19 protein-coding genes are annotated in these 20,760 nt (G+C 64.4%); 8 read left to right on the forward strand and 11 right to left on the reverse strand.

From position 1 onward, the window contains the following. Positions 1 to 14: 14 nt before the first annotated feature. The 9 genes from bamA to rpsB all read right to left on the reverse strand — a co-directional run bounded on the left by bamA (position 15) and on the right by rpsB (position 9,877). Positions 15 to 2,351, reverse strand: a complete 2,337-nt coding sequence (gene bamA, locus Q2K57_RS05775) for an outer membrane protein assembly factor BamA (protein WP_304526329.1) — start codon at positions 2,349 to 2,351, stop codon at positions 15 to 17. A gap of 111 nt (positions 2,352 to 2,462) precedes the next feature. Beyond that, entirely contained in the window at positions 2,463 to 3,821 is a 1,359-nt protein-coding gene (gene rseP / locus Q2K57_RS05780) for a sigma E protease regulator RseP (RefSeq protein WP_304526330.1), read from the reverse strand. Positions 3,822 to 3,827: 6 nt separating this feature from the next. Further along, a complete protein-coding gene (gene ispC, locus Q2K57_RS05785) occupies positions 3,828 to 5,042 on the reverse strand; it encodes a 1-deoxy-D-xylulose-5-phosphate reductoisomerase (protein ID WP_304526331.1) in 1,215 nt (404 codons plus the stop codon). Then, on the reverse strand, positions 5,039 to 5,836 hold the full coding sequence (locus tag Q2K57_RS05790) for a phosphatidate cytidylyltransferase (RefSeq protein ID WP_304526332.1): 798 nt from the start codon (positions 5,834 to 5,836) through the stop codon (positions 5,039 to 5,041). The genes ispC and Q2K57_RS05790 overlap by 4 nt, the downstream gene beginning before the upstream one ends. Continuing rightward, the gene (uppS, locus tag Q2K57_RS05795) at positions 5,829 to 6,587 is read right to left on the reverse strand and encodes a polyprenyl diphosphate synthase (protein WP_304526333.1); all 759 of its coding nucleotides are present in this window, start codon (positions 6,585 to 6,587) and stop codon (positions 5,829 to 5,831) included. Before uppS ends, Q2K57_RS05790 begins: the two co-directional genes overlap by 8 nt. Positions 6,588 to 6,644: 57 nt before the next feature. Next, positions 6,645 to 7,202, reverse strand: a complete 558-nt coding sequence (frr, locus tag Q2K57_RS05800) for a ribosome recycling factor (protein ID WP_112053911.1) — start codon at positions 7,200 to 7,202, stop codon at positions 6,645 to 6,647. A 4-nt stretch (positions 7,203 to 7,206) separates the two neighbouring features. Continuing rightward, complete coding sequence (gene pyrH / locus Q2K57_RS05805; protein WP_112053912.1) at positions 7,207 to 7,974, reverse strand: UMP kinase; 768 nt, start codon at positions 7,972 to 7,974, stop codon at positions 7,207 to 7,209. Positions 7,975 to 8,090: 116 nt separating this feature from the next. After that, positions 8,091 to 8,960, reverse strand: a complete 870-nt coding sequence (gene tsf / locus Q2K57_RS05810) for a translation elongation factor Ts (protein WP_304526334.1) — start codon at positions 8,958 to 8,960, stop codon at positions 8,091 to 8,093. Between the two features lie 185 nt (positions 8,961 to 9,145). Then, entirely contained in the window at positions 9,146 to 9,877 is a 732-nt protein-coding gene (gene rpsB / locus Q2K57_RS05815) for a 30S ribosomal protein S2 (RefSeq protein WP_092522926.1), read from the reverse strand. Between the two features lie 346 nt (positions 9,878 to 10,223). On the opposite strand from rpsB, the gene map reads away from it, so the two are divergent. The 7 genes from map to Q2K57_RS05850 all read left to right on the forward strand — a co-directional run bounded on the left by map (position 10,224) and on the right by Q2K57_RS05850 (position 18,301). Then, complete coding sequence (gene map, locus Q2K57_RS05820) at positions 10,224 to 11,015, forward strand: type I methionyl aminopeptidase (RefSeq protein ID WP_304526335.1); 792 nt, start codon at positions 10,224 to 10,226, stop codon at positions 11,013 to 11,015. A 1-nt stretch (position 11,016) separates the two neighbouring features. Further along, positions 11,017 to 13,692: a [protein-PII] uridylyltransferase gene (locus Q2K57_RS05825; protein ID WP_304526336.1), complete on the forward strand. Its 2,676-nt coding sequence runs from the start codon at positions 11,017 to 11,019 to the stop codon at positions 13,690 to 13,692. Positions 13,693 to 13,915: 223 nt separating this feature from the next. Further along, a complete protein-coding gene (gene dapC, locus Q2K57_RS05830) occupies positions 13,916 to 15,208 on the forward strand; it encodes a succinyldiaminopimelate transaminase (protein WP_304526337.1) in 1,293 nt (430 codons plus the stop codon). After that, positions 15,205 to 15,555: an arsenate reductase gene (locus Q2K57_RS05835; RefSeq protein ID WP_304526338.1), complete on the forward strand. Its 351-nt coding sequence runs from the start codon at positions 15,205 to 15,207 to the stop codon at positions 15,553 to 15,555. Before dapC ends, Q2K57_RS05835 begins: the two co-directional genes overlap by 4 nt. Before the next feature lie 88 nt (positions 15,556 to 15,643). Further along, positions 15,644 to 16,669, forward strand: a complete 1,026-nt coding sequence (gene dapD / locus Q2K57_RS05840; protein ID WP_304526339.1) for a 2,3,4,5-tetrahydropyridine-2,6-dicarboxylate N-succinyltransferase — start codon at positions 15,644 to 15,646, stop codon at positions 16,667 to 16,669. Between the two features lie 59 nt (positions 16,670 to 16,728). Beyond that, positions 16,729 to 17,886 carry a succinyl-diaminopimelate desuccinylase gene (dapE, locus tag Q2K57_RS05845; protein WP_304526340.1) on the forward strand — a complete coding sequence of 386 codons (1,158 nt, stop codon included), beginning with the start codon at positions 16,729 to 16,731 and terminating at the stop codon, positions 17,884 to 17,886. 28 nt (positions 17,887 to 17,914) lie between these two features. Continuing rightward, positions 17,915 to 18,301, forward strand: a complete 387-nt coding sequence (locus Q2K57_RS05850) for a hypothetical protein (RefSeq protein WP_304526341.1) — start codon at positions 17,915 to 17,917, stop codon at positions 18,299 to 18,301. A 240-nt stretch (positions 18,302 to 18,541) separates the two neighbouring features. On the opposite strand, the gene Q2K57_RS05855 is transcribed toward Q2K57_RS05850, so the two are convergent. Continuing rightward, a complete protein-coding gene (locus Q2K57_RS05855) occupies positions 18,542 to 19,006 on the reverse strand; it encodes a cold-shock protein (protein ID WP_112053921.1) in 465 nt (154 codons plus the stop codon). A 136-nt stretch (positions 19,007 to 19,142) separates the two neighbouring features. Between Q2K57_RS05855 and Q2K57_RS05860 the strand changes: the two genes are divergently transcribed. After that, positions 19,143 to 19,376: a SlyX family protein gene (locus Q2K57_RS05860; protein WP_369700299.1), complete on the forward strand. Its 234-nt coding sequence runs from the start codon at positions 19,143 to 19,145 to the stop codon at positions 19,374 to 19,376. A 177-nt stretch (positions 19,377 to 19,553) separates the two neighbouring features. On the opposite strand, the gene trxB is transcribed toward Q2K57_RS05860, so the two are convergent. Continuing rightward, positions 19,554 to 20,510 (reverse strand): thioredoxin-disulfide reductase, encoded by a 957-nt coding sequence (trxB, locus tag Q2K57_RS05865; protein WP_304526343.1) that lies wholly within the window; start codon positions 20,508 to 20,510, stop codon positions 19,554 to 19,556. Between the last annotated feature and the right edge of the window lie 250 nt (positions 20,511 to 20,760).

The raw sequence follows: 20,760 nt of genomic DNA on the forward strand, positions 1-20,760 counted from the left end.
ATCCGTCCGCGAACCTAGAACGTCTGGCCCAGCGAGAACTGGAAGAACTGGGTATCGTCGCCTTGCTCGTCATTGAGCGGCTCGGCCACGCTGAAGGTCAGCGGCCCTACCGGCGTCAACCAGGAAAGGCCCAGGCCCACACTGTAACGTAGATCGGCCAGATCGACACCCGAGCTGCAGTTCGAAGGCCTGTCAGCGGGCAGTACGGCATAGCACTCGCTGAGGAAGGTGTTACCGCCATCGAGGAACAGCGACGACTGCACGCTGCGCTGATCCTCGACGAAGGGAACCGGAAACAGCAGTTCTGCTGAACCGCTGACCAGCACGTTACCGCCCAGGGTCTGGTCGTCGCCATTGCCACGAGGCGTGGTGGCCGGCCCAAGCGTGCTGGCAGTAAAGCCTCGCACCGAGCCCAGACCGCCGGTCAGAAAGTTCTCGTAGAACGGATAGGGATCGTTACCCGGGGTGTCGGCGTAGCCCAGGTTGGTACCGAACTTCAATGACCAGGCATCGTTGAGGGCAAACAGCTGCTGGCCCTTGTAGCGCACCTTGTAGTAGATGGCATCGCTGCCCGGTGCCGCTGTCTCGAGCGACACCCGCTGGTAGTTGCCCGCCGTGGGCATGATGCCGCGGTTGAGCTTGTTGCGGGTCCAGCTTGCCGTCAGCTTGAAGCTCTGAGCGCTATCGCCCTCGTCATCGACGTACTGGACGATCTCCGACGGTGTGTCGGTATAGGTCTGCACTTGCAGCTCTTCGATACCGACCCCGAAGTTGAGGCGCGTGACCTCATCGATCGGGTAGCCGAAGTTGATGCTGCCGCCTACCGAGTCGGTGGAGTAGGTCGAGATATCGGAGTCTTCGTAGTCCGTCTCGCGGTAAAAGAGATTATACCCACGCGAGATGCCGTCCAGGGTCCAGTAGGGATCGGTAAAGCCAAAGTTGAGGCTGGTATAGGTATCGCCCTTCTGGGCACCGATATTGACCCGATTGCCGGTACCCAGGAAGTTGTTCTGGGACAGCGAGGCACCGTAGATGACGCCATCGCTCTGGGAGAAACCGATGCTCGCCGAAATCGAGCCGGAGGGCTGCTCCTCGACGTTGTAGGTCACATCCAGCTGGTCGGGCTCGCCGGCTACCGGGCGGGTCTCGACGTCGACCTGCTTGAAAAAGCCCAGGCGCTCGAGGCGCTGACGCGACTGGCTGATCTGCTCGGTGGAGGCCGGCGCGCCCTCCATCTGGATCATCTCGCGCCGCAGCACCTCATCCATGGTGGTGGTGTTGCCGACGAAATCGACGCGGCGCACATAGGCGCGGCGACCGGGATCGACCTGGAAGGTGACATCGACCCGTTCACCGTCGGCGGTGACCTCAGGCACACCTTCGACGCTGGCAAAAGCGTAGCCTTCAGCGCCGAGACGCGAACGCAGCGCCTCGGAGGAAGCGGTGATATCGCTGCGCGAGAAAATCTCGCCGGGCGTGGCCTCGACCAGGTTGCGAGCCTCGGAGGGAGGAATCTTCAGGTCGCCGGCGAAGCTGATGTCGCCCAGACGATACTGCTTGCCTTCCTCGACGTTGACGGTGACGAAGATGCGTGACTTGTCGGGGCTGATCGACACCTGGGTCGAGGTGATCGCGAAGTTGACGTAACCGCGGTCCAGGTACCAGGAGCGCAGCCGCTCCAGATCACCGGAGAGCTGTTGGCGGGAATACTCATCGCTCGAGAACCAGCCGAAGAACCAGCTCGGGCGGTCCTCGAGTTCGAAGACGTCGCGCAGGGTGTCATCATCGAAGGCCTGATTACCGACCACGTTGATCTGGCGAATCTTGGCCACCGCGCCCTCGTCGATATCGACCTTGACGCGGACCCGACTCGAGTCGATCTCCTCGACCTCGGCATCGATACGGGCGCTATAGCGGCCCTGGCCGTGATAGAGCTGCTCGAGCTCGCGCTGCATCTCGTCGAGCGTCGAGCGCTGCAGGGCCTGCCCCTCAGCCAGACCCGCATCGCGCAGGCCCTGGCGAAGCTCCTCTTCGGAGATCTGGGAGTTGCCGGTAATCTCGAGGTCGGTGATGAAGGGCCGCTCGTCGACCTGCACCACCAGTACGTCGCCCTCGCGAGCCAGGCGCACGTCCTCGAAGAGGCCGGTAGCAAACAGTGTCTTGGCTGCCTCGGCCAGTTCGCGCTCGTCGACGGCGTCGCGGGCACTGACCGGGAAGGCATTGAAGACGGACGCCGCGGAGACCCGCTTGAGGCCCTCCACACGGATGTCGGAAACGGTAAACGCATCGGCCAGCGCCACCGGGGCGCCAGACAGCAACAGCGCCGCAACGCCTAGAATCTTGAGTTTCATGCAGTCGGTTCGCTCGCGTTGGTCTGCCCGCTTGTCAAACGAGCACCTTATACATTTGTTCGGTCCACTGGCAAGGCCAGGCCCCGGCCTGCGTGGACCGCTCCCGGGCGGCTACCAGAGCCGCATCAGGTCGAAGTACATCGCCATCATCATCATGCTGCCCACTAGCGCCAGGCCGATCTTGAAGCCCACCGCCTGAACCTGCTCGGAAACGGGGCGTCCACGCACCGCCTCGATGAAGTAATAGACCAGGTGCCCGCCGTCGAGCACCGGGATCGGCAGCAGGTTGAGAATGCCCAGGCTGATCGACAGATAGGCAAGGAAACCTATGAAGCTCTCGACGCCGGTACGCGCCGTTTCACCGGCGATGCGGGCGATGGTGATCGGCCCCGAGAGATTCGATGGCGAAATCAGCCCCACCAGCATCTTGCGCATCGCGTCCAGGGTCAACACTGACATCTCGGCGGTCTTGTTGAGCGACTGCCCGACCGCATCCAGAGGGCCGTAATGAATCTCACGCTGGTATTTGGCCGGCCATTCGGCACTGGCCACGCCGGCACCGATATAGCCGATGGACTGGCCACCCTCGGGGGTGCTCGGACGCGGTGTCAGCGCCAGGGTCTGGCGTTCGCCGGCCCGTTCGATTTCAAGCGTCAGCGGCTCGCCAGGGCTCGCGCGGACCCGGTCGACGAAGGCCATCCAATCATCGATCGGCGTGCCATCGACGCGGAGGATGCGATCGCCCGCCTGCAGGCCAGCGCTGGCCGCAGCCTCGCCATCCAGCACCTGGCCCAGCACCGCGGGCAGCGCTGGCCGCCAGGGCGTTAGGCCGAGGGTTGCCAGCGGCCGGGGCGGATCCTGGCCGACCAGCCAATTCTCGACGGGCAGACGATGTTCGCGCGCCGCCGTGGCGCCTTCGGGGCGCGAGGTCATGCTGATCGCGCCGGTCTCACCGATCGCCGCGACCAGCTTCAGGTTGATGTCGTCCCAGGAACGCACCGGCTCGCCCTGCACGGCGACGATTTCCTGCCCGGTAGACAGCCCGCCGCGGGCGGCCGCCGAGTCCGGCGCCACGTCGCCGACCACCGGTGCGACCGTGGTGATGCCGATCACGAACAGCAGCCAGTAGGCGATGATCGCCAGCAAGAAGTTGGCCAGCGGGCCGGCGGCAACGATCGCGATACGCGACCACACTCCCTGGCGGTTGAAGGCCAGGTGCGCCTCATCAGGATCGACCGGCGCCTCGCGCTCGTCGAGCATCTTGACGTAGCCGCCCAATGGAATAGCCGCCACGGCGAACTCGGTACCGTGGCGATCGACCCGCGACCATAGCGGTTTGCCGAAGCCCACCGAGAAGCGCAGCACCTTGACGCCGCAACGCCTGGCCACCCAGAAGTGGCCAAACTCATGAAAGGTGACCAGCAGTCCGAGAACCACGATCACCGCCAGCACGTCCTGTATCACGCTCATCGCAGTTTACTCCCGCCCATAGCGTTCCAGGTGATGACGGGCCGCCCGACGGCCCCGGTCATCCTCGGCGAGGATGCCTTCGAGTTCGTCGGCCGCCGACGGCGAACAGGCCGACAGCACAGCCTCGTTGAGCTCGGCAATGCCCGGGAAGGATAGCCGGCCTTCGAGAAAGGCGTCCACGGCCACCTCGTTGGCGGCATTGAGCAGCGCAGGCGCGCTCCCGCCGGCGGCCATCGCCTCACGGGCCAGCCGCAGGCAGGGAAAGGCCGCCTCATCGGGTGCCTCGAAGTCGAGCCTGGCGACCTGAAACAGGTCGAGCGGCGCGACGCCTGCCTCGATGCGCTCCGGCCAGGACAGGCCATAGGCGATCGGCGTGCGCATATCCGGATTGCCGAGCTGAGCGAGCACCGAGCCGTCCCGATAGGCTGCCATCGAATGGATCACGCTCTGTGGATGCACGACCACCTGAATCTGCTCGGGGCCGGCATCGAAGAGCCAGCAGGCCTCGATTAGCTCAAGCCCTTTGTTCATCAGGGTCGCACTGTCCACCGAAATCTTGCGCCCCATCGACCAGTTGGGATGGGCACAGGCCTGGTCGGGGGTGACCCGGGTCAGGGCATCCGCCGACCAGCCGAGGAAGGGTCCGCCCGAAGCCGTCAGCAGCAGCTGGCTGACGCCGATGCGATCAAGGCCGCCACGATGCTCGGGAGGTAGACACTGATAAATAGCATTATGTTCGGAATCGATCGGCAACAACACGGCGCCATGCCTGGCCACGGCATCCATGAACAGGCCACCGCTCATCACCAGGGCTTCCTTGTTGGCAAGTAACACCCGCTTGCCAGCGCGCACGGCGGCAAGCGTCGGCACAAGCCCTGCAGCACCGACGATGGCCGCCATCACCACATCGGCCTCAGAAGCCTTAGCGACCTCAACCAGCGCTTCTTCACCGGCGCGTACTTCCGTAGGCAGCTGGGCCTCCGCCAGCCGCTCGCGCAGCCAGGCGGCATCGGCCTCGCTGCCAATCACTGCCTGGGCAGGGCGATGCGTCTGACACAGCGCCAGCAGGGCTTCCTTCGAGCGCTGAGCGGTCAGCGCATGCACCTGATAGCGTTCCGGATGGCGCGCGACCACATCAAGCGTGCTGGTGCCGATGGAGCCGGTGGCACCCAGCACGGTGACGCGCTGAGGGCGAGTGGTGTTGGATACAGAAAGACTCATAGCCACACCCGCAGCAGGGCAAAGATGGGAATCGCCGCGGTCAGGCTATCGATGCGATCCAGCACGCCACCGTGACCGGGCAGCAGCACCCCGGAATCCTTGATGCCCCGGGTGCGCTTCAACATGCTCTCGAATAGATCCCCAAGCACTGAGACCAGGGTCACCAGCACGGTGGCAAGCATCAGACCCAGGGTCTCGCCAAGGCCAAGCGACAGCCAGACGGCATAGCCAAGGGCCAACGCCAAGGTGGCGACCACACCGCCCACCACGCCTTCCCAGGTCTTGCCGGGACTGACGGCAGGCGCCAGCTTGTGACGCCCGAAGGCTCGGCCGGCGAAATAGGCCCCGGTGTCGGCCAGCCACACCAACAGCAGCACGAAGAGCAGCCACTCGACGCCGCTGGCACGCAGGCTGTTGAAGCCTACCCAGCAGGGCAGCAATACCACCAGGCCCATGACCAGGCGCCGACCGGGCGTCGCCCATTGAGCCCGACGCTCGGGGTAGTGAGTGATCCAGTAGAGGTTGGCAAGCCAGGCAGCCGCGCCGAGCCACAGCAGGCCGTTGGCCTGACCACTGCCGCCCGCCCAAAGCAGCAACATGGCAAGCCCCAGGCCTGCAGTGGCCGCGAGGCGGGAAGTCAGGCGCGACAGGCCGGCGAGATTGGTCCACTCCCAGGCGGCAAGCACCACCACCAGGCCCGTGAAGAGAGCGAAGGCGCCACCCTCGAACAGGAAGAGTCCGACCAGTGCCAGCGGCACCAGGATGACGGCAGTCAGAATTCGTTGCTTAAGCACCCTGGGCCTCAACTTGCTCGTGCGTCATGCCGAAGCGACGCTGGCGACGCGCGAAGTCGGCGAAGGCCTCATCGAGCGCCTCGGCGCCGAAATCCGGCCACAGCAGGGGAGAAAAATGCAGCTCGGCATAGGCCAGCTGCCATAGCAGGAAGTTGGACAGGCGCTGCTCACCGCTGGTACGGATGCAAAGATCCACCTCCGGCGCATCGGCCAGGCAGACCTCGCGGCCCAGCGACTGTTCATCGACCTGCGCGGCCTCGAGATCGCCTGCCGCCACACGGGCGGCGAGGCGCTGCGCGGCCTGGGCGATGTCCCAACGGCCGCCGTAGTTGGCGGCGATCACCAGGTGCATGCCGCGGTTGTCGGCGGTCAGTGTCTCGGCACGGGCGATGTGCTTCTGGATAGACGCCGAGAAACCCTCGCGCTCACCGATGATGGTCAGCCGAATATCATGTTCGTGCAGCTTCTTGACCTCCCGCTTGAGGGCGATCAGGAACAGCTCCATCAAGGCGTTGACCTCGGCCGGCGGACGCTTCCAGTTCTCGCTGGAGAAGGCGAACAGGGTCAGCACCTCGACCCCGCGCTCCGCGGCGCGGCGGATCACCGCCCGCACCGACTCGACGCCCGCACGATGACCGCGCACCCCGGACAGGCCATGGGCCTTGGCCCAGCGGTTGTTGCCATCCATGATGATCGCCAGATGACGCGGGGTCGCCCGGCGATGCGATTCAGGGGACTGCGGTGATGTCATGGGGGCTCGCATAGCAGTAGAACGATAGGCGGGCGATGCGATGTCGCCCGCCAGGCCTCAGACCGTCATCAGGTCCTTTTCCTTGGCTTCCAACAGCTTGTCGATCTCAGCAATGTGCTTGTCGGTCAGCTTCTGGATGGCGTCCGTGCCGCCGTGCTCTTCATCTTCGGAGATTTCTTTCTCCTTGAGCAGCGCCTTGATGTCACCGTTGGCATCGCGACGCACGTTGCGCACCGCCACACGGGCGTTCTCGGCCTCGGAGCGGGCCTGCTTGATGTAGCCCTTGCGGGTTTCCTCGGTCAGCATCGGCATCGGCACGCGAATCACGCTGCCCGCCGTTGCCGGGTTGAGGCCCAGGTCCGCGGTCATGATGGCTTTCTCGACCTTGGGCACCATGGACTTTTCCCAGGGCACGACCGCCAGGGTACGCGCGTCCTCGACGTTGACGCTAGCGACCTGGTTAAGCGGCATCTGGGCGCCGTAATAATCCACGGTCACCGCATCAAGGATGCTGGGATGGGCACGGCCGGTGCGGATCTTGTTGAAGTTCGCATGCAGTGACTCGATGGTCTTGTCCATGCGGGCTTCAGCGTCTTTCTGGATATCGTTGATCACGGTTTCAACCTCTGTCTATCAGCGTGCCTTCCTTGCCGCCCATCACCAGATTGAGCAGGGCACCGGGCTTGTTCATGTTGAATACGCGGACCGGCATGTCATGGTCACGCACCAGGCAGATGGCGGTCAAATCCATCACCCCGAGCTTCTGATCCAGGCATTCATCGTAGGTCAGGCGCTCGTACTTCTGGGCGTCGGCATGCTTGACCGGGTCACGGTCGTAGACGCCGTCGACCTTGGTGGCCTTGATCACCACGTCGGCATCGATCTCGATGCCGCGCAGGCACGCCGCGGAATCGGTGGTGAAGAAGGGGTTACCGGTACCGGCGGAAAACAATACCACATCGCCCGACGTCAGGTAGCGGATGCCGGTGCGGCGATCGTAGTGCTCGACCACGCCGCTCATCGGAATCGCTGACATCACCCGCGAACGGATATTGGAGCGCTCCAGGGCATCCCGCATGGCCAGGGCATTCATCACCGTTGCCAGCATGCCCATGTGATCGCCGGTCACTCGCTCCATGCCCGCCTCGTGCAGCGCGGCCCCGCGGAAAAGGTTACCGCCGCCGACCACGATGCCGACCTGAACGCCGATGCCGACCAGCTGACCGATCTCCAGCGCCATGCGATCGAGCACCTGGGGATCGATGCCGAACTCGGCATCACCGGTCAGGGCCTCGCCGGACAGCTTAAGCAGAATACGCTTGTACTTGCTTTTCGCCGCGCGCTCAGGCTTGGCAGGGCGTTCGGGCGTAGCGGTGGAATCGGACATGAGGCGTCTCCTGATGACAGCGACAGGGGGAGGAAATCTTGGCGGCATTTCTATCCGCCGGATACGCGAAGGCGTGCGCTTGCGCGCACGCCATCACGAACTCACAGTACCAAGCCTTAGCTGCGGCCGGCCTGCTCCATTACTTCCTTGGCGAAGTCGACTTCTTCTTTCTCGATGCCTTCACCCACTTCGAAGCGAGTGAAGCTGACCACTTCACCACCGGCTGCCTTGACGAACTCGGCCACGGTCTGGTCCGGGTTCTTGACGAAGGCTTGCTCGGTCAGGCTGTTCTCAGCCAGGTACTTCTTCAGACGGCCCTGGACCATCTTCTCGGCGATGTTTTCCGGCTTACCGGCCATATCCGGCTGTGCCAGGATGATCGCCTTTTCCTTGTCCAGCTGCTCCTGCGGCATGTTCTCCGGCAGGGCCACGACCGGGTTGATGGCCGCGACGTGCATGGACACATCCTTGGCGGCCTCGGCAGTGCCGCCGGTCAGCACGGTCAGCGCGGCGATGCGACCGCCGTGGACGTAGCCACCCACGGTGCCGCCAGCCGGCGCTTCGACCAGCTCGGCACGACGCACGCTGATGTTCTCGCCGATCTTCTGGACCAACTGCTCGCGAGCGTTTTCCAGCTCACCTTCCATCAGGGCCGCGATGTCGGTGGTCTTGTTGGCGAACGCCTGCTCGGCGACCTTGTCGGCGAAGGCGATGAAGTTGTCGTCACGAGCCACGAAATCGGTCTCGGAGTTGACTTCAAGCATCAGGCCGTAGCTGGCGTCATCGGCCAGCTTGATCACGATGGCGCCTTCGGCAGCGGTACGGCCTGCCTTCTTGGCGGCCTTGAGACCGGAGTTCTTGCGCAGGTTCTCGATGGCGGTTTCGATGTCGCCACCGGCTTCGGTGAGCGCCTTCTTGCACTCCATCATGCCGAGCCCGGTGCGCTCGCGCAGTTCTTTTACCTGAGACGCGCTGATAGCTGCCATGGTAATAACCTCTGAAATGATTCGACGTCGATAATCAAAGCGTTTCCGTCACCCGGGCAGGGGACGGAAAGAAGGGGGCGAAGCCCCCTCCTCTGCCTACCCTTGTGTCCGGCGAGCCAGGCCCACCGCCCGGGCCGACATCAGTCTGACAGCCCCGGATGACAGCTTAGGGTAGACCAGCATCATCACTCGGCGACCTGTTCGCCTTCAGTGACTTCAACGAACTCGTCGGGACGACCTTCCTTCGCCTTGGCGCAGGCGTTGGCGATGGCCTGGACGTAGATCTGGATGGCGCGGATGGAGTCATCGTTGCCCGGGATCACGTAGTCGACGCCGTCCGGATTGGAGTTGGTATCGACCACCCCGATGACCGGAATGCCAAGCTTGTTGGCTTCGTTGATGGCGATGCGCTCATGATCGACATCAACCACGAACAGCGCGTCCGGCAGGCCGCCCATTTCCTTGATACCGCCCACGCTGCGCTCGAGCTTGTCTTGCTCGCGGGTGGCCATCAGGACTTCTTTCTTGGTCAGCTTTTCGAAAGTGCCGTCTTCGTGCATCGATTCGAGTTCGCGCAGACGCTTGATGGACACGCGAATGGTCTTGTAGTTGGTCAGCATGCCGCCCAACCAACGATGATTGACGAAGGGCATACCAACACGGTTGGCCTCTTCCTTGATCACCTTGGCCGCCGCACGCTTGGTACCAACAAACAGGATCTTGTTGTTGGTCTCCGCCATCTTCTCGACCACGCTGATCGCTTCATTCAGCGCCGGCAGGGTGTGCTCGAGGTTGATGATGTGGATCTTGTTGCGAGCACCGAAGATGAACTTGGACATCTTCGGGTTCCAGTACTTGGTCTGGTGACCGAAGTGAGCGCCTGCCTTGAGCAGGTCACGCATATTGACTTGTGTCATGGATGACTCCTGGACTATCGGGTTGGGCCTCCACGCACCCCATGGATCCGACCCTCGGACTGGCCGACGGCACCCGGGACCATGTGTCGGTGCATGTGTGTTTTTCAGGCTATTTAGCGCCTTACCGCTGGCCATGCGAATAACGCAACGTCACCATCGCGGGACAGGCTGTGTCGCCGGACGTATAGAGGACGCGATGCACTCGGCACAACGCATTGCAGGAAAGCGCGCAGCTTTATACCATAGATCAATATCAAGATGAAGTCGCAAGCGCCTTGCCCGCCTCTATGTCCAGTTTATTACGCGGCCGCTCGCGAGCGCCCTCCCCCTTACGACCCGAGATTCCATGAACGTATCCATCAAGACCGCCGACGAAATCGTCAAGATGCGCGAAGCCGGTAAACAGGCTGCCCGCGTGCTGGAAATGATCACCCCCCACGTCCAGGCCGGCGTCAGCACCGGTGAACTCGACCGCCTCTGCCATGACTTCATCGTCAACGAACTGGGCTCCGTGCCGGCACCGCTGAACTACCACGGTTTCCCCAAGTCGATCTGCACCTCGATCAACCACGTGGTCTGCCACGGCATCCCCGACGACGCCAAGAAGCTCAAGAAGGGTGATGTGATGAACATCGACATCACCGTCAAGACAGCCGACGGCTACCACGGCGACACCAGCAAGATGTTTATCGTCGGCGAAAGCATCCAGGGCGAGCGGCTGGCCCGCATCACCCAGGAATGCCTCTATCGCAGCATCGCCGAGGTCAAGCCCGGCGTCCGCCTGTCGCACCTGGCGCGCGTCATCCAGCAACACGCCGAAGCCAACGGCTACAGCGTAGTACGTGACTTCTGCGGCCACGGCATCGGCTCGGTCTTCCACGAGGAGCCCCAGGTACTGCACTACGATGGCTATGCCCCTGAGGCCGACATCGCCCTCGAAGAAGGCATGTGCTTCACCATAGAACCGATGATCAACGTCGGCGATCACCGCACCAAGGTGCTGCGCGACAACTGGACCGCCGTGACCAAGGACAAGGGCCTGTCTGCCCAGTGGGAACATACCCTGCTGGTGACCGCCACTGGCGTCGAGGTGCTAACCGTACGCGGCGAGGAAGACTTGAGCTTCCTTTCGAGCTGACATGCTGCTGCATCATTACCGCTTCCAGCCCGACGAGAGCCTCTTCGATGTCGCAGCCTTCTGCACTGAGCTAGAGGGCGAGCGGTCGCCGATTGCGCCCTTCAAGCAGGCGCTGCGCGAGATCCAGGAACGTCTGGACGAGCGCTTTCGCGCCGGCGCCGATATCCGCGACCTGGTGCATGGCCGCGCCTGGTGCCTCGACCGCCTGCTCGAGATCGCCTGGTCGCGCCATGCCTGGCCGGACAACGGCGTCGCCCTGCTGGCCGTCGGCGGCTACGGTCGCGGCGAGCTGCACCCCTATTCGGATGTCGACCTGCTGCTGCTGCTCGAAGAGGACGACGACGCCCCCTACCGGGAGCCGCTGACCGACTTCATCACCTTCCTGTGGGACATCGGGCTCGAAATCGGTCATAGCGTGCGCTCGCTCAATGACTGCGAGCGCGAGGCCCGCGCCGACGTCACGGTGATCACCAACCTGCTCGAGACCCGCACCCTGGCAGGCGGCGGCCATCTGCGCGACGCGATGCGCGAGCGGCTCAGGACCGACCGGCTGTGGCCGGCAGACGCCTTCTTCGAGGCCAAGTGGCAGGAGCAGATCGCCCGCCACTACCGCTACAACAACTCCGAGTATCACCTCGAGCCGAACATCAAGAGCTCCCCCGGCGGGCTGCGGGATATCCAGATGATCGGCTGGGTCGCCAAGCGCCAGTTCGGCGAGCTACGCTACGAGGAGGTGGTCGACAACGGCTTCATGAACGATGCCGAGCTGCGCATCCTGAGCCAGGGCCAGGCCTTCCTGTGGCAGGTCCGCTATGCCCTGCACATGCTTACCGGGCGCGCCGAGGATCGTCTGCTGTTCGATCACCAGCGCACCATCGCCACCCTGTTCGGCTACCGCGACATCCCCGGCCGACTCGCCGTCGAGCAGTTCATGAAGCGCTACTATCGCCACGTCACCGCCCTGGCGGGCCTCAACGACATGCTGCTGCAGCACTTCGACGAGGTCATCCTGCGCGCCGACGAGGTGCTCGAGACCCGCCCCCTCAATGATCGATTCGAGGTCAAGGGCGGCTACATCCAGGCCCGCGACGAGCGGATCTTCCGCTATCGCCCCGCGGCCATGCTCGAGCTGTTCCTGCTGATGGCTCAGCACCCGGAGATCGAGGGCGTGCGCGCCTCGACCATCCGCCTGATTCGCGATCACCGCCACCTGATGGACGACCTGTACCGTGACGACGTGCGCCATCAGAGCCTGTTCATGGAACTGTTGCGCTCCAGCGGCAACGTCGCCCGCCAGCTAAGGCGCATGAACCGCTACGGAGTGCTCGGCAAGTACCTGCCGGAATTCGGCCAGGCCGTGGGCCTGATGCAGCACGACCTGTTCCACAGCTACACGGTCGACGCCCACACCCTGGGCCTGCTGAAGTTCGTGCAGCGCTTCCGCGAGCCGCGCTGCCGCGAGGAGTTCCCGGTCGCCGCTGCATTGGTGCACCAGCTGCCCAAGCTCGAGCTTTTGTGGATCGCCGGGCTCTATCACGACATCGGCAAGGGACGCGGCGGCGATCACTCCCTGCTCGGCGCCCGTGATGCCGAAGAATTCTGCGAGCGCCACGGCCTCTCGCCCCGGGATACCCGGCTGGTCAGCTGGCTGGTCAAGCACCACCTGCTGATGTCGAAGACGTCTCAGAAGCGCGACATCACCGATCCTGACGTGATCCGCGATTTCGCCACCCAGATGCGCGACGAGGTCCATCTCGACTACCTGTACGTGCTGACCGTGGCCGACATCAACGCCACCAACCCGACCCTGTGGAACGGCTGGCGAGCCTCGCTGCTGCGTCAGCTGCACGCCGAGACCAAGCGCGCCCTGCGTCGCGGTCTTGAAAACCCGCTGGACCGTGACGACTGGGTGCGCGAGACCCGCGAGGAAGCGCGCAGCCTGCTGGCCACCGTTGGCATCGACCCCACGCGTTTCGAGCGCCTGTGGGAGTCGCTTGGCGAGGACTACTTCGTCCAGTACGCCCCCAGCGAGATCGTCTGGCAGACCCAGGGCATTCTCGACCATGACGGCTCGGACCTGCCGCTGATTCTTATCAGCGCCCCCACCGAGGACATGACCGAGGGCGGCACCAAGGTATTCATCCACACCCGCTCGGTGGATGATCTATTCGCCGCCACCGCCGCCGCCATGGAGCAGCTCGGGCTGTCGATCCACGATGCCCGCATCGCCACCTCGAGCAGCGACTGGACCCTCAACACCTTCATCGTGCTCGACGAGGATGGCCAGCCGATCCGCGATCGCGAACGGCTCGAGACCATGCGCCGTCATCTGGTCGAGGAGCTCGACGACCCGGACGACTACCCGCAGATCGTCACCCGCCATACTCCGCGCCAGCTCAAGCACTTCAAGGTGCCGACCCGGGTGGTGATCGAGCAGGACCCGGCCAACGAGCGCACCATGCTCGAACTTACGGCCCCTGACCGCCCCGGCCTGCTGGCCCGGGTCGGGCGCATCTTCATGGAGCAGGGCATCGCCCTCTCGGCAGCCAAGATCGCCACACTCGGCGAGAAGGTCGAAGACGTCTTCTTCATCACTGACCGCAACGGCGCGCCGATCACCGACGTCGAACGCCAGCAGCGCCTGCGCGAGCGGCTGGTCGAGGTGCTCGACGTTTAGGGGCCGCGCTCAAATCCCTTCCACAGGAAAGCCACCGACAGGCGCCAAGATTGAGGCGCCTCGCCGGCTTCCCTATAATCGCTGACCTGACTCGCTGGGCCCTGTCGACTCAACGCACTCTACTCCACGTCCTCGACGCGCATCGATCAACGCGCAGCGATCAATCAGGGCCCATCCCGTCATCCCGACCACGACCACGCCCCGCGAGGCGGCCAGGACAGCCATGAATCCCGATCTCGATGCGCTCAAGCCCTACCCCTTCGAGAAGCTTGCCGCCCTCAAGGCCAATGTCACGCCCCCCACGGCGCTGTCGCATATTCCGCTAACCATCGGCGAGCCCCAGCATCCGCCCTTCGCCGCCGCGCTGGACACCCTGAGCGCGCACCGCGACGAGATGGCCCGCTACCCGGCCACTGCCGGCACGGCCGAACTGCGCCAGACGATCGCTAACTGGGCGACCCAGCGCTTCGACCTCAACGCCATCGGCGGTCTCGACCCGGACAGTCAGGTACTGCCGGTCAACGGCACCCGAGAGGCGATATTTGCCTTCGTGCAGGCAGCCATCGATCGCAGCCGCCCGGCAAAGGTCGCCGTGCCCAACCCCTTCTACCAGATCTACGAGGGCGCCACCCTGCTGGCCGGCGGCAACCCGCTGTACCTGGACTGCCAGGCAAAATACGGCTTCCGCCCGGATTTTGATGCGGTGCCGGCAGAGACCTGGCGCGACGTCCAGCTGGTGTTCCTGTGCTCGCCGGGCAATCCCACCGGGGCAGTGACGCCGCTAGAGGACTTCACGCGCCTGATCGAGCTTGCCGACGAGCATGACTTCATCATCGCCTCGGACGAGTGCTACTCCGAGCTCTATCTCGATGAAGCCACGCCACCGCCAGGGCTGCTGGAGGCCTGCGCTCGACTGGGCCGCCACGACTACCGTCGCTGCCTGGTCTTCCACTCGCTGTCCAAGCGCTCCAACCTGCCGGGGCTGCGCTCGGGCTTCGTCGCCGGTGACGCCGGCCTGATCACGCCCTTCAAGCGCTATCGCACCTATCACGGCTGCGCCATGTCACTGCCGCTGCAGCACGCCTCGATCACCGCCTGGACCGATGAGGCCCACGTGCAGGCCAACCGCGCCGCCTATCGCGAAAAATTCGCCGCCGTCACCGAGATTCTCGCCCCGGTGCTGAGCTTTCCGACGCCCGAGGCCAGCTTCTACCTGTGGCCGGCGGTACCGGGCGGCGACGATGAGGCCTTCACCCGAGCGCTCTTCGCCGAGGAGAACGTCAGCGTACTGCCGGGCAGCTATATGGGCCGCACCAACACCGGTGACGGCGAGACCAGCGAGAGCGGCGTGAACCCCGGCGCCGGGCGCATCCGCCTGGCGCTGGTCGCCGACGTCGATTCCACCGTCGAGGCTGCCCGCCGCCTGCGCCGCTTTACCGAACGCTGGCTGGCCGACGCCTCCACGAATTCTTCCAATACGAACGCTTCCACCGACACCACGAGGCCCCAGGCATGATCACGCTCTATGGCATCAAGGCCTGCGACACCTGCCGCAAGGCGCGCAAGGCCCTGGAAGCGCAGGGCCTGCCCTTCAAGGTGCATGACCTGCGCGACGACGGCCTGTCCGCGGCGCTGCTCGATCACCTGCTCGAGCGGGTGCCGTTGATGACGCTGCTCAACAAGCGCAGCACCACCTGGCGCCAGCTGAGCGATGCCGACAAGGACGGCCTGGACGCCACCTCGGCCCGCGCCCTGATGATGGAGCACCCGACCCTGCTCAAGCGCCCGCTGCTGGATACCGGTGAGCGCATCCGGGTCGGCTACCGAGATGGCGACTACGACAAACTGACCGCGATAAACTGACCGGCTGAACGGCAGCGACGTCAGTCACGATTTCTTCTTGCCCGAGGCCCCAGGGCCTCGCTCACCTTCGATCAAAAGGACCCTCACCATGCTGAGCTTCGCACTCGGAATCGGTAACCAGAACACCCAAGGCGACTGGCTGGACGTCTACTACCCGGCGCCGCTGTTTGAGCCCGAGGCCAGTCTGGTCGAGGCTGCCCGCCAGGTCCTCGGCGCCCCCGCCGGCAACGTCGCGGTAAGCTTCCTGCCCGAGCACTGCGCCGATCTCGCCGAGGCGCTCAAGACCGCCGGTCACGCCGAGCAGGCCGAACTGGCGGCGAGCCTCGCCGCAAGCCAGCGCCCACTGGTCGCGACCTTCCTCGAGACCGACCAGGCCCCGGAAAATGCCCCGGAGGTCTATCTCAAGCTGCACCTGCTCTCCCACCGCCTGGTCAAACCGCACGGTCTGGACCTGAGCGGCATGTTCGGCCTGCTGCGCAACGTCGCCTGGACCAACGAAGGCCCGATCGACATCGAGGAATTGCCGGCTCGTCGACTCAAGGCGCGCCTCGAGGGCCGCGCCCTGTCCGTCGACTGCGTCGACAAGTTCCCCAAGATGGCCGACTACGTGGTGCCGAGCGGCGTGCGCATCGGCGACACCGCCCGCGTGCGTCTGGGGGCCCACCTCGGCGAAGGCACGACCGTGATGCACGAAGGCTTCGTCAACTTCAATGCCGGCACTGAAGGGCCGGGCATGGTCGAAGGCCGCATCTCCGCCGGAGTGATGGTCGGCAAGGGCTCGGACCTGGGCGGTGGCTGCTCGACCATGGGCACCCTGTCCGGCGGCGGCAACATCATCATCAAGGTCGGCGAAGGCTGCCTGATCGGTGCCAATGCCGGCATTGGCATCCCGCTGGGCGATCGATGCACCGTCGAGGCAGGCCTCTACCTCACCGCCGGCGCCAAGGTCGCGGTGCTGGATGACCAGGGCCAGGTAGCCGAGACCGTCGCCGCCCGAGCGCTGGCCGGTCAGAGCGACCTGCTGCTGCGCCGCAATTCGCAGACCGGGCGCATCGAGTGTCTGACCAACAAGAGTGCCGTCGCGCTCAACGAGGCGCTTCACGCCCACAACTGAGCCCTTTGCTGCGCCCGCCGCCGGCGGGCGCTCTGCCCCTTCGCTTACCAGGATGACGCATGCCCGATACCGCCACGCCTTCCGCGACACTCGACCTGGCCATCGACCTGATGGGCCGCGCCTCGGTGACTCCCTCTGACGTCGGCTGCCAGGCACTGATGATCGAGCGCCTTGAGCGCCTCGGCTTTCACATCGAGCGGCTGCCATTCGGCGACGTCGAGAACTTCTGGGCGGTACGCGGCCACCAAGGCCCGGTGATGGCCTTCGCCGGCCACACCGACGTGGTGCCCAGCGGCCCCGAGAGCCAGTGGGACCACCCGCCCTTCGCTCCCTTCATCGACGACGACGGCATGCTCTTTGGCCGCGGCGCCGCCGACATGAAGGGCAGCCTGGCCGCCATGATCACCGCCGTGGAGCGCTTCGTCGCCGCGTACCCTGACCACGACGGCAAGATCGCCTTCCTGATCACCTCAGACGAAGAAGGCCCAGCCGTGGACGGCACCAAGGCGGTGGTCGAGCACCTGCGCGAGACCCACGAGCGCCTGGATTACTGCATCGTCGGCGAGCCGTCCTCCACCGAACGGGTCGGCGACGTGATCAAGAACGGTCGCCGCGGCTCGCTGGGCGCCGTGCTGCGCGTCAAGGGCGTGCAGGGCCATGTCGCTTACCCGCACATGGCGCGCAACCCCATCCACGAGGCCGCCCCGGCGCTGGACGCCCTGGCCCGGGAGCACTGGGACGCGGGCAACGACTTCTTCCCGGCGACCAGCTTCCAGATCTCCAACATCCGGTCTGGCACTGGCGCCACTAACGTGATCCCGGGTGAGCTCGAGGTGGTGTTCAACTTCCGCTATTCCACCGAGCTGACCCATGAGGAACTGCGCCGTCGCACCGAGGCGATTCTCGACGCCCACGGCCTCGACTACCGCCTCGACTGGACGCTCAACGGAGAGCCCTTCCTGACCGCCGAAGGTCAGCTGGTCGAGGCTGCCGTGGCCGGTGTCGAGGGCGTTACCGGTGAGCGACCGACGCTCTCCACCGCCGGCGGCACCTCGGATGGACGCTTCATCGCCACCCTGGGTAGCCAGGTGGTCGAACTGGGACCGCGCAACGACACCATCCACAAGGTCAACGAGCGAGTGCGGGCCGCCGACCTGGACACCCTCAGCGACATCTACGAGGCCATCCTCACGCGGCTGTTCGCTCACGCCGACTGAGCCTGCCGCCCGCTACCGAGAGTCAAGCATGCAACGCTACCCGGATATCGAGATTTACCTGGCCAAGGCCCCCATCGAGGTCCTGGATGCCTGGCTGGCCGACAGCCTGGACGCGCCGCCGCTGTCTCGTGCCGGCAAGCGCCAATGGCGCACCACCGGTCTGTTGGACGGTAAGAAAGTACCGGTGCTGCTGGTCGAGCAGGCCGCCGACGGCTTCTCAAGCCTGTGGTTCGACAGCGACTCCACCCCCTGGCCGCGAGATGCCGACTGCGCCCGGTCGGCCGCCACCGCCCTGGGCGTCGAAGTGCGCTGTTCGCTGGGAGGCTGGCAGCCTGGCGACGACCCGGACCGCTTCTGGCGAGTGCAGCCCGACGGCCAGGAAGACGCCATCACTTGGCCTGATTCTGGCAAATGAGGCTGGTAAATAAGGCGGGCCAGTAGCCGAAACGACAACGTCCCGCCTGGCAACCAGGGCGGGACGTTGAGTGTGGCGGTAAAGCTGGAAAAACATGCCGAGCAATGATCAGGCTAGGCGAAAGGGCGCCGAAGTAGCGGCGTTTACGTTAGTCAATGCGCACCTGACGTGTCCTTTCACCTGACGTGTCCTTTCAACCACGCATGATCGAGCGCAGGCCGTTTCCTCACGTAATGACGGTCAGGTGATGACGGTCACGTCATCGGCCTGATAGCCGCGCTCGTTCTCGATCACGTGGTAGCGCACCTTCTGGCCCTCGGCCAGGGTCCGATGCCCCTTGCCGCGGATAGCGCGAAAGTGCACGAACACATCATCCCCGCCATCGCGGGTGATGAAGCCGTACCCCTTGTTGACGTTGAACCACTTGACCTCGCCGATCTCCCGGTCGTCGTCCTCGACGTCGGCCAGATTGGCAAGAGTGGGCGTAAGCACATGGACCGCTACGGTCGCGATCAGGGTGACCAGAAAGACGGCGACGGCCGTGGCCAGATAGACGAGGGCGACGCCGCCCACTTCCAGGCTGGCGAACAGCTCGCGGGACAGATCCCCGCCGGTCAGATAGATGAACAGGGCGATCAGCAAAGGCGCAGGCGCAGCCAACAGCACGCTGATCAGACTACAACGAAGTAAGACCTTTTGATTCATGGACCTCGGTTTCTCTTGTGATGGCAATGGATGAAGGGGTCATGACAAAACCCCACCGGCGATAACGCTGGCGGGCACAGGCTGACAAGATGAGGCGGTCGCGATGAACGGCAACACGCCACAAGAGGATACTACCATGCAAGAACACGACTGGCTCGCCCGCCTGGAAGGCATCGAGAGCCGCATCGCCTACCAGGAACACTGGCTGGACACCCTGGACCAGGCGGTCGCCGCCCAGGAGACACGGCTTTCGGCGCTGGAGCGCATGAGCGAGCTGATGCAGGCCAAACTGCGCCAGCAACAGCATGCCCTTAGCGATGCATCCGGCGAGCAGGCAAGCCTCGAAGACGAGCGCCCGCCACACTATTGATGCGCATGACTGATCGCTCAGCTGAGCGCTCAGTGCGGCCTGCAGGACAAAGATCCTGACCGCTTAAACGGGAAGGAGCAACAAGGGCAGGTAGCCCAGCCAATCGATAAGGCCGCGGCGGGAGAGAAGCAGGGCGCAAAAGATGATCGGAACGACCCACTTCTGCGCCCACGGTGCTTAGTCTTCCAGACCGTCCAGGTAGCGCTCGGCATCCAGCGCTGCCATGCAACCGCTACCCGCAGAGGTGATGGCCTGGCGATAGACGTGATCCATCACGTCACCCGAGGCGAACACGCCCGGGATGCTGGTGGCGGTGGCGTTGCCCTCGAGCCCCGACTGCACCTTGATGTAGCCGCCAGCCATCTCCAGCTGGCCCTCGAAGATGCCGGTATTGGGGGTATGGCCGATGGCAATGAACACACCCGGCGCCGCCAGTTCCTTGGTGCTGCCATCCAGCGTGGACTTGAGACGCGCGCCGGTCACCCCGGTGTTGTCGCCCAGCACCTCATCCAAGGTGTGGTTCCATACGACGGCCATGTTGCCGTTCTCGACCTTATCGAACAGCTTGTCCTGCAGGATCTTCTCGGCGCGCAGGCTGTCGCGGCGGTGCACCAGGGTCACCTTGGCAGCGATGTTAGAAAGATACAGCGCCTCTTCCACGGCGGTGTTGCCACCGCCGATCACTACCACTTCCTGATTGCGATAGAAGAAGCCGTCGCAGGTCGCGCAGGCCGACACGCCCTGGCCCATGAACTTCTGCTCGGATTCGAGGCCGAGATAGCGGGCGCTGGCACCGGTGGAGATAATCAGCGCATCGCAGGTGTAGGTCCCGCTGTCGCCCTTGAGGGTGTAGGGCTTCTCACGCAGCTCGACCTCGTTGATGTGATCGAACAGCACCTCGGTGTCAAAGCGCTCGGCATGGGCGCGCATGCGCTCCATCAGTTCAGGGCCCTGAACGCCCTCCGCATCCCCGGGCCAGTTGTCGACGTCGGTGGTCGTGGTCAGCTGGCCGCCGGCCTGCATGCCGGTAATCAGCAGCGGCTTCAGGTTGGCACGGGCCGCATAGACAGCGGCGGTGTAACCGGCAGGGCCGGAGCCCAGGATGATCAGGCGTTCGTGGCGCACTTCGCTCATGTCGGGTCCTCACAAAATGACGGCCGGTATCCGGCCGGAAACGCTCTCTGGCCTGGGTTCAATGAGGGTTCAACGAGGGGTCATTGAGCACACATGGAATCCAGGCCACAGCACGCTTGATGATCGGGTTAACTCGCACGGGAGTGTAGCATCCCGAGGCCAGTAGCCAGAGCCTCTCAAGGGGGTAGACAAGAGCCTCTGCGGGCGTCTCTACCACTGACGCATGGACAAAGGCATCAGCATGAAAAGA

The organism is Halomonas sp. I5-271120 (assembly GCF_030553075.1).
Classification (GTDB): Bacteria; Pseudomonadota; Gammaproteobacteria; order Pseudomonadales; family Halomonadaceae; genus Onishia; species Onishia taeanensis_A.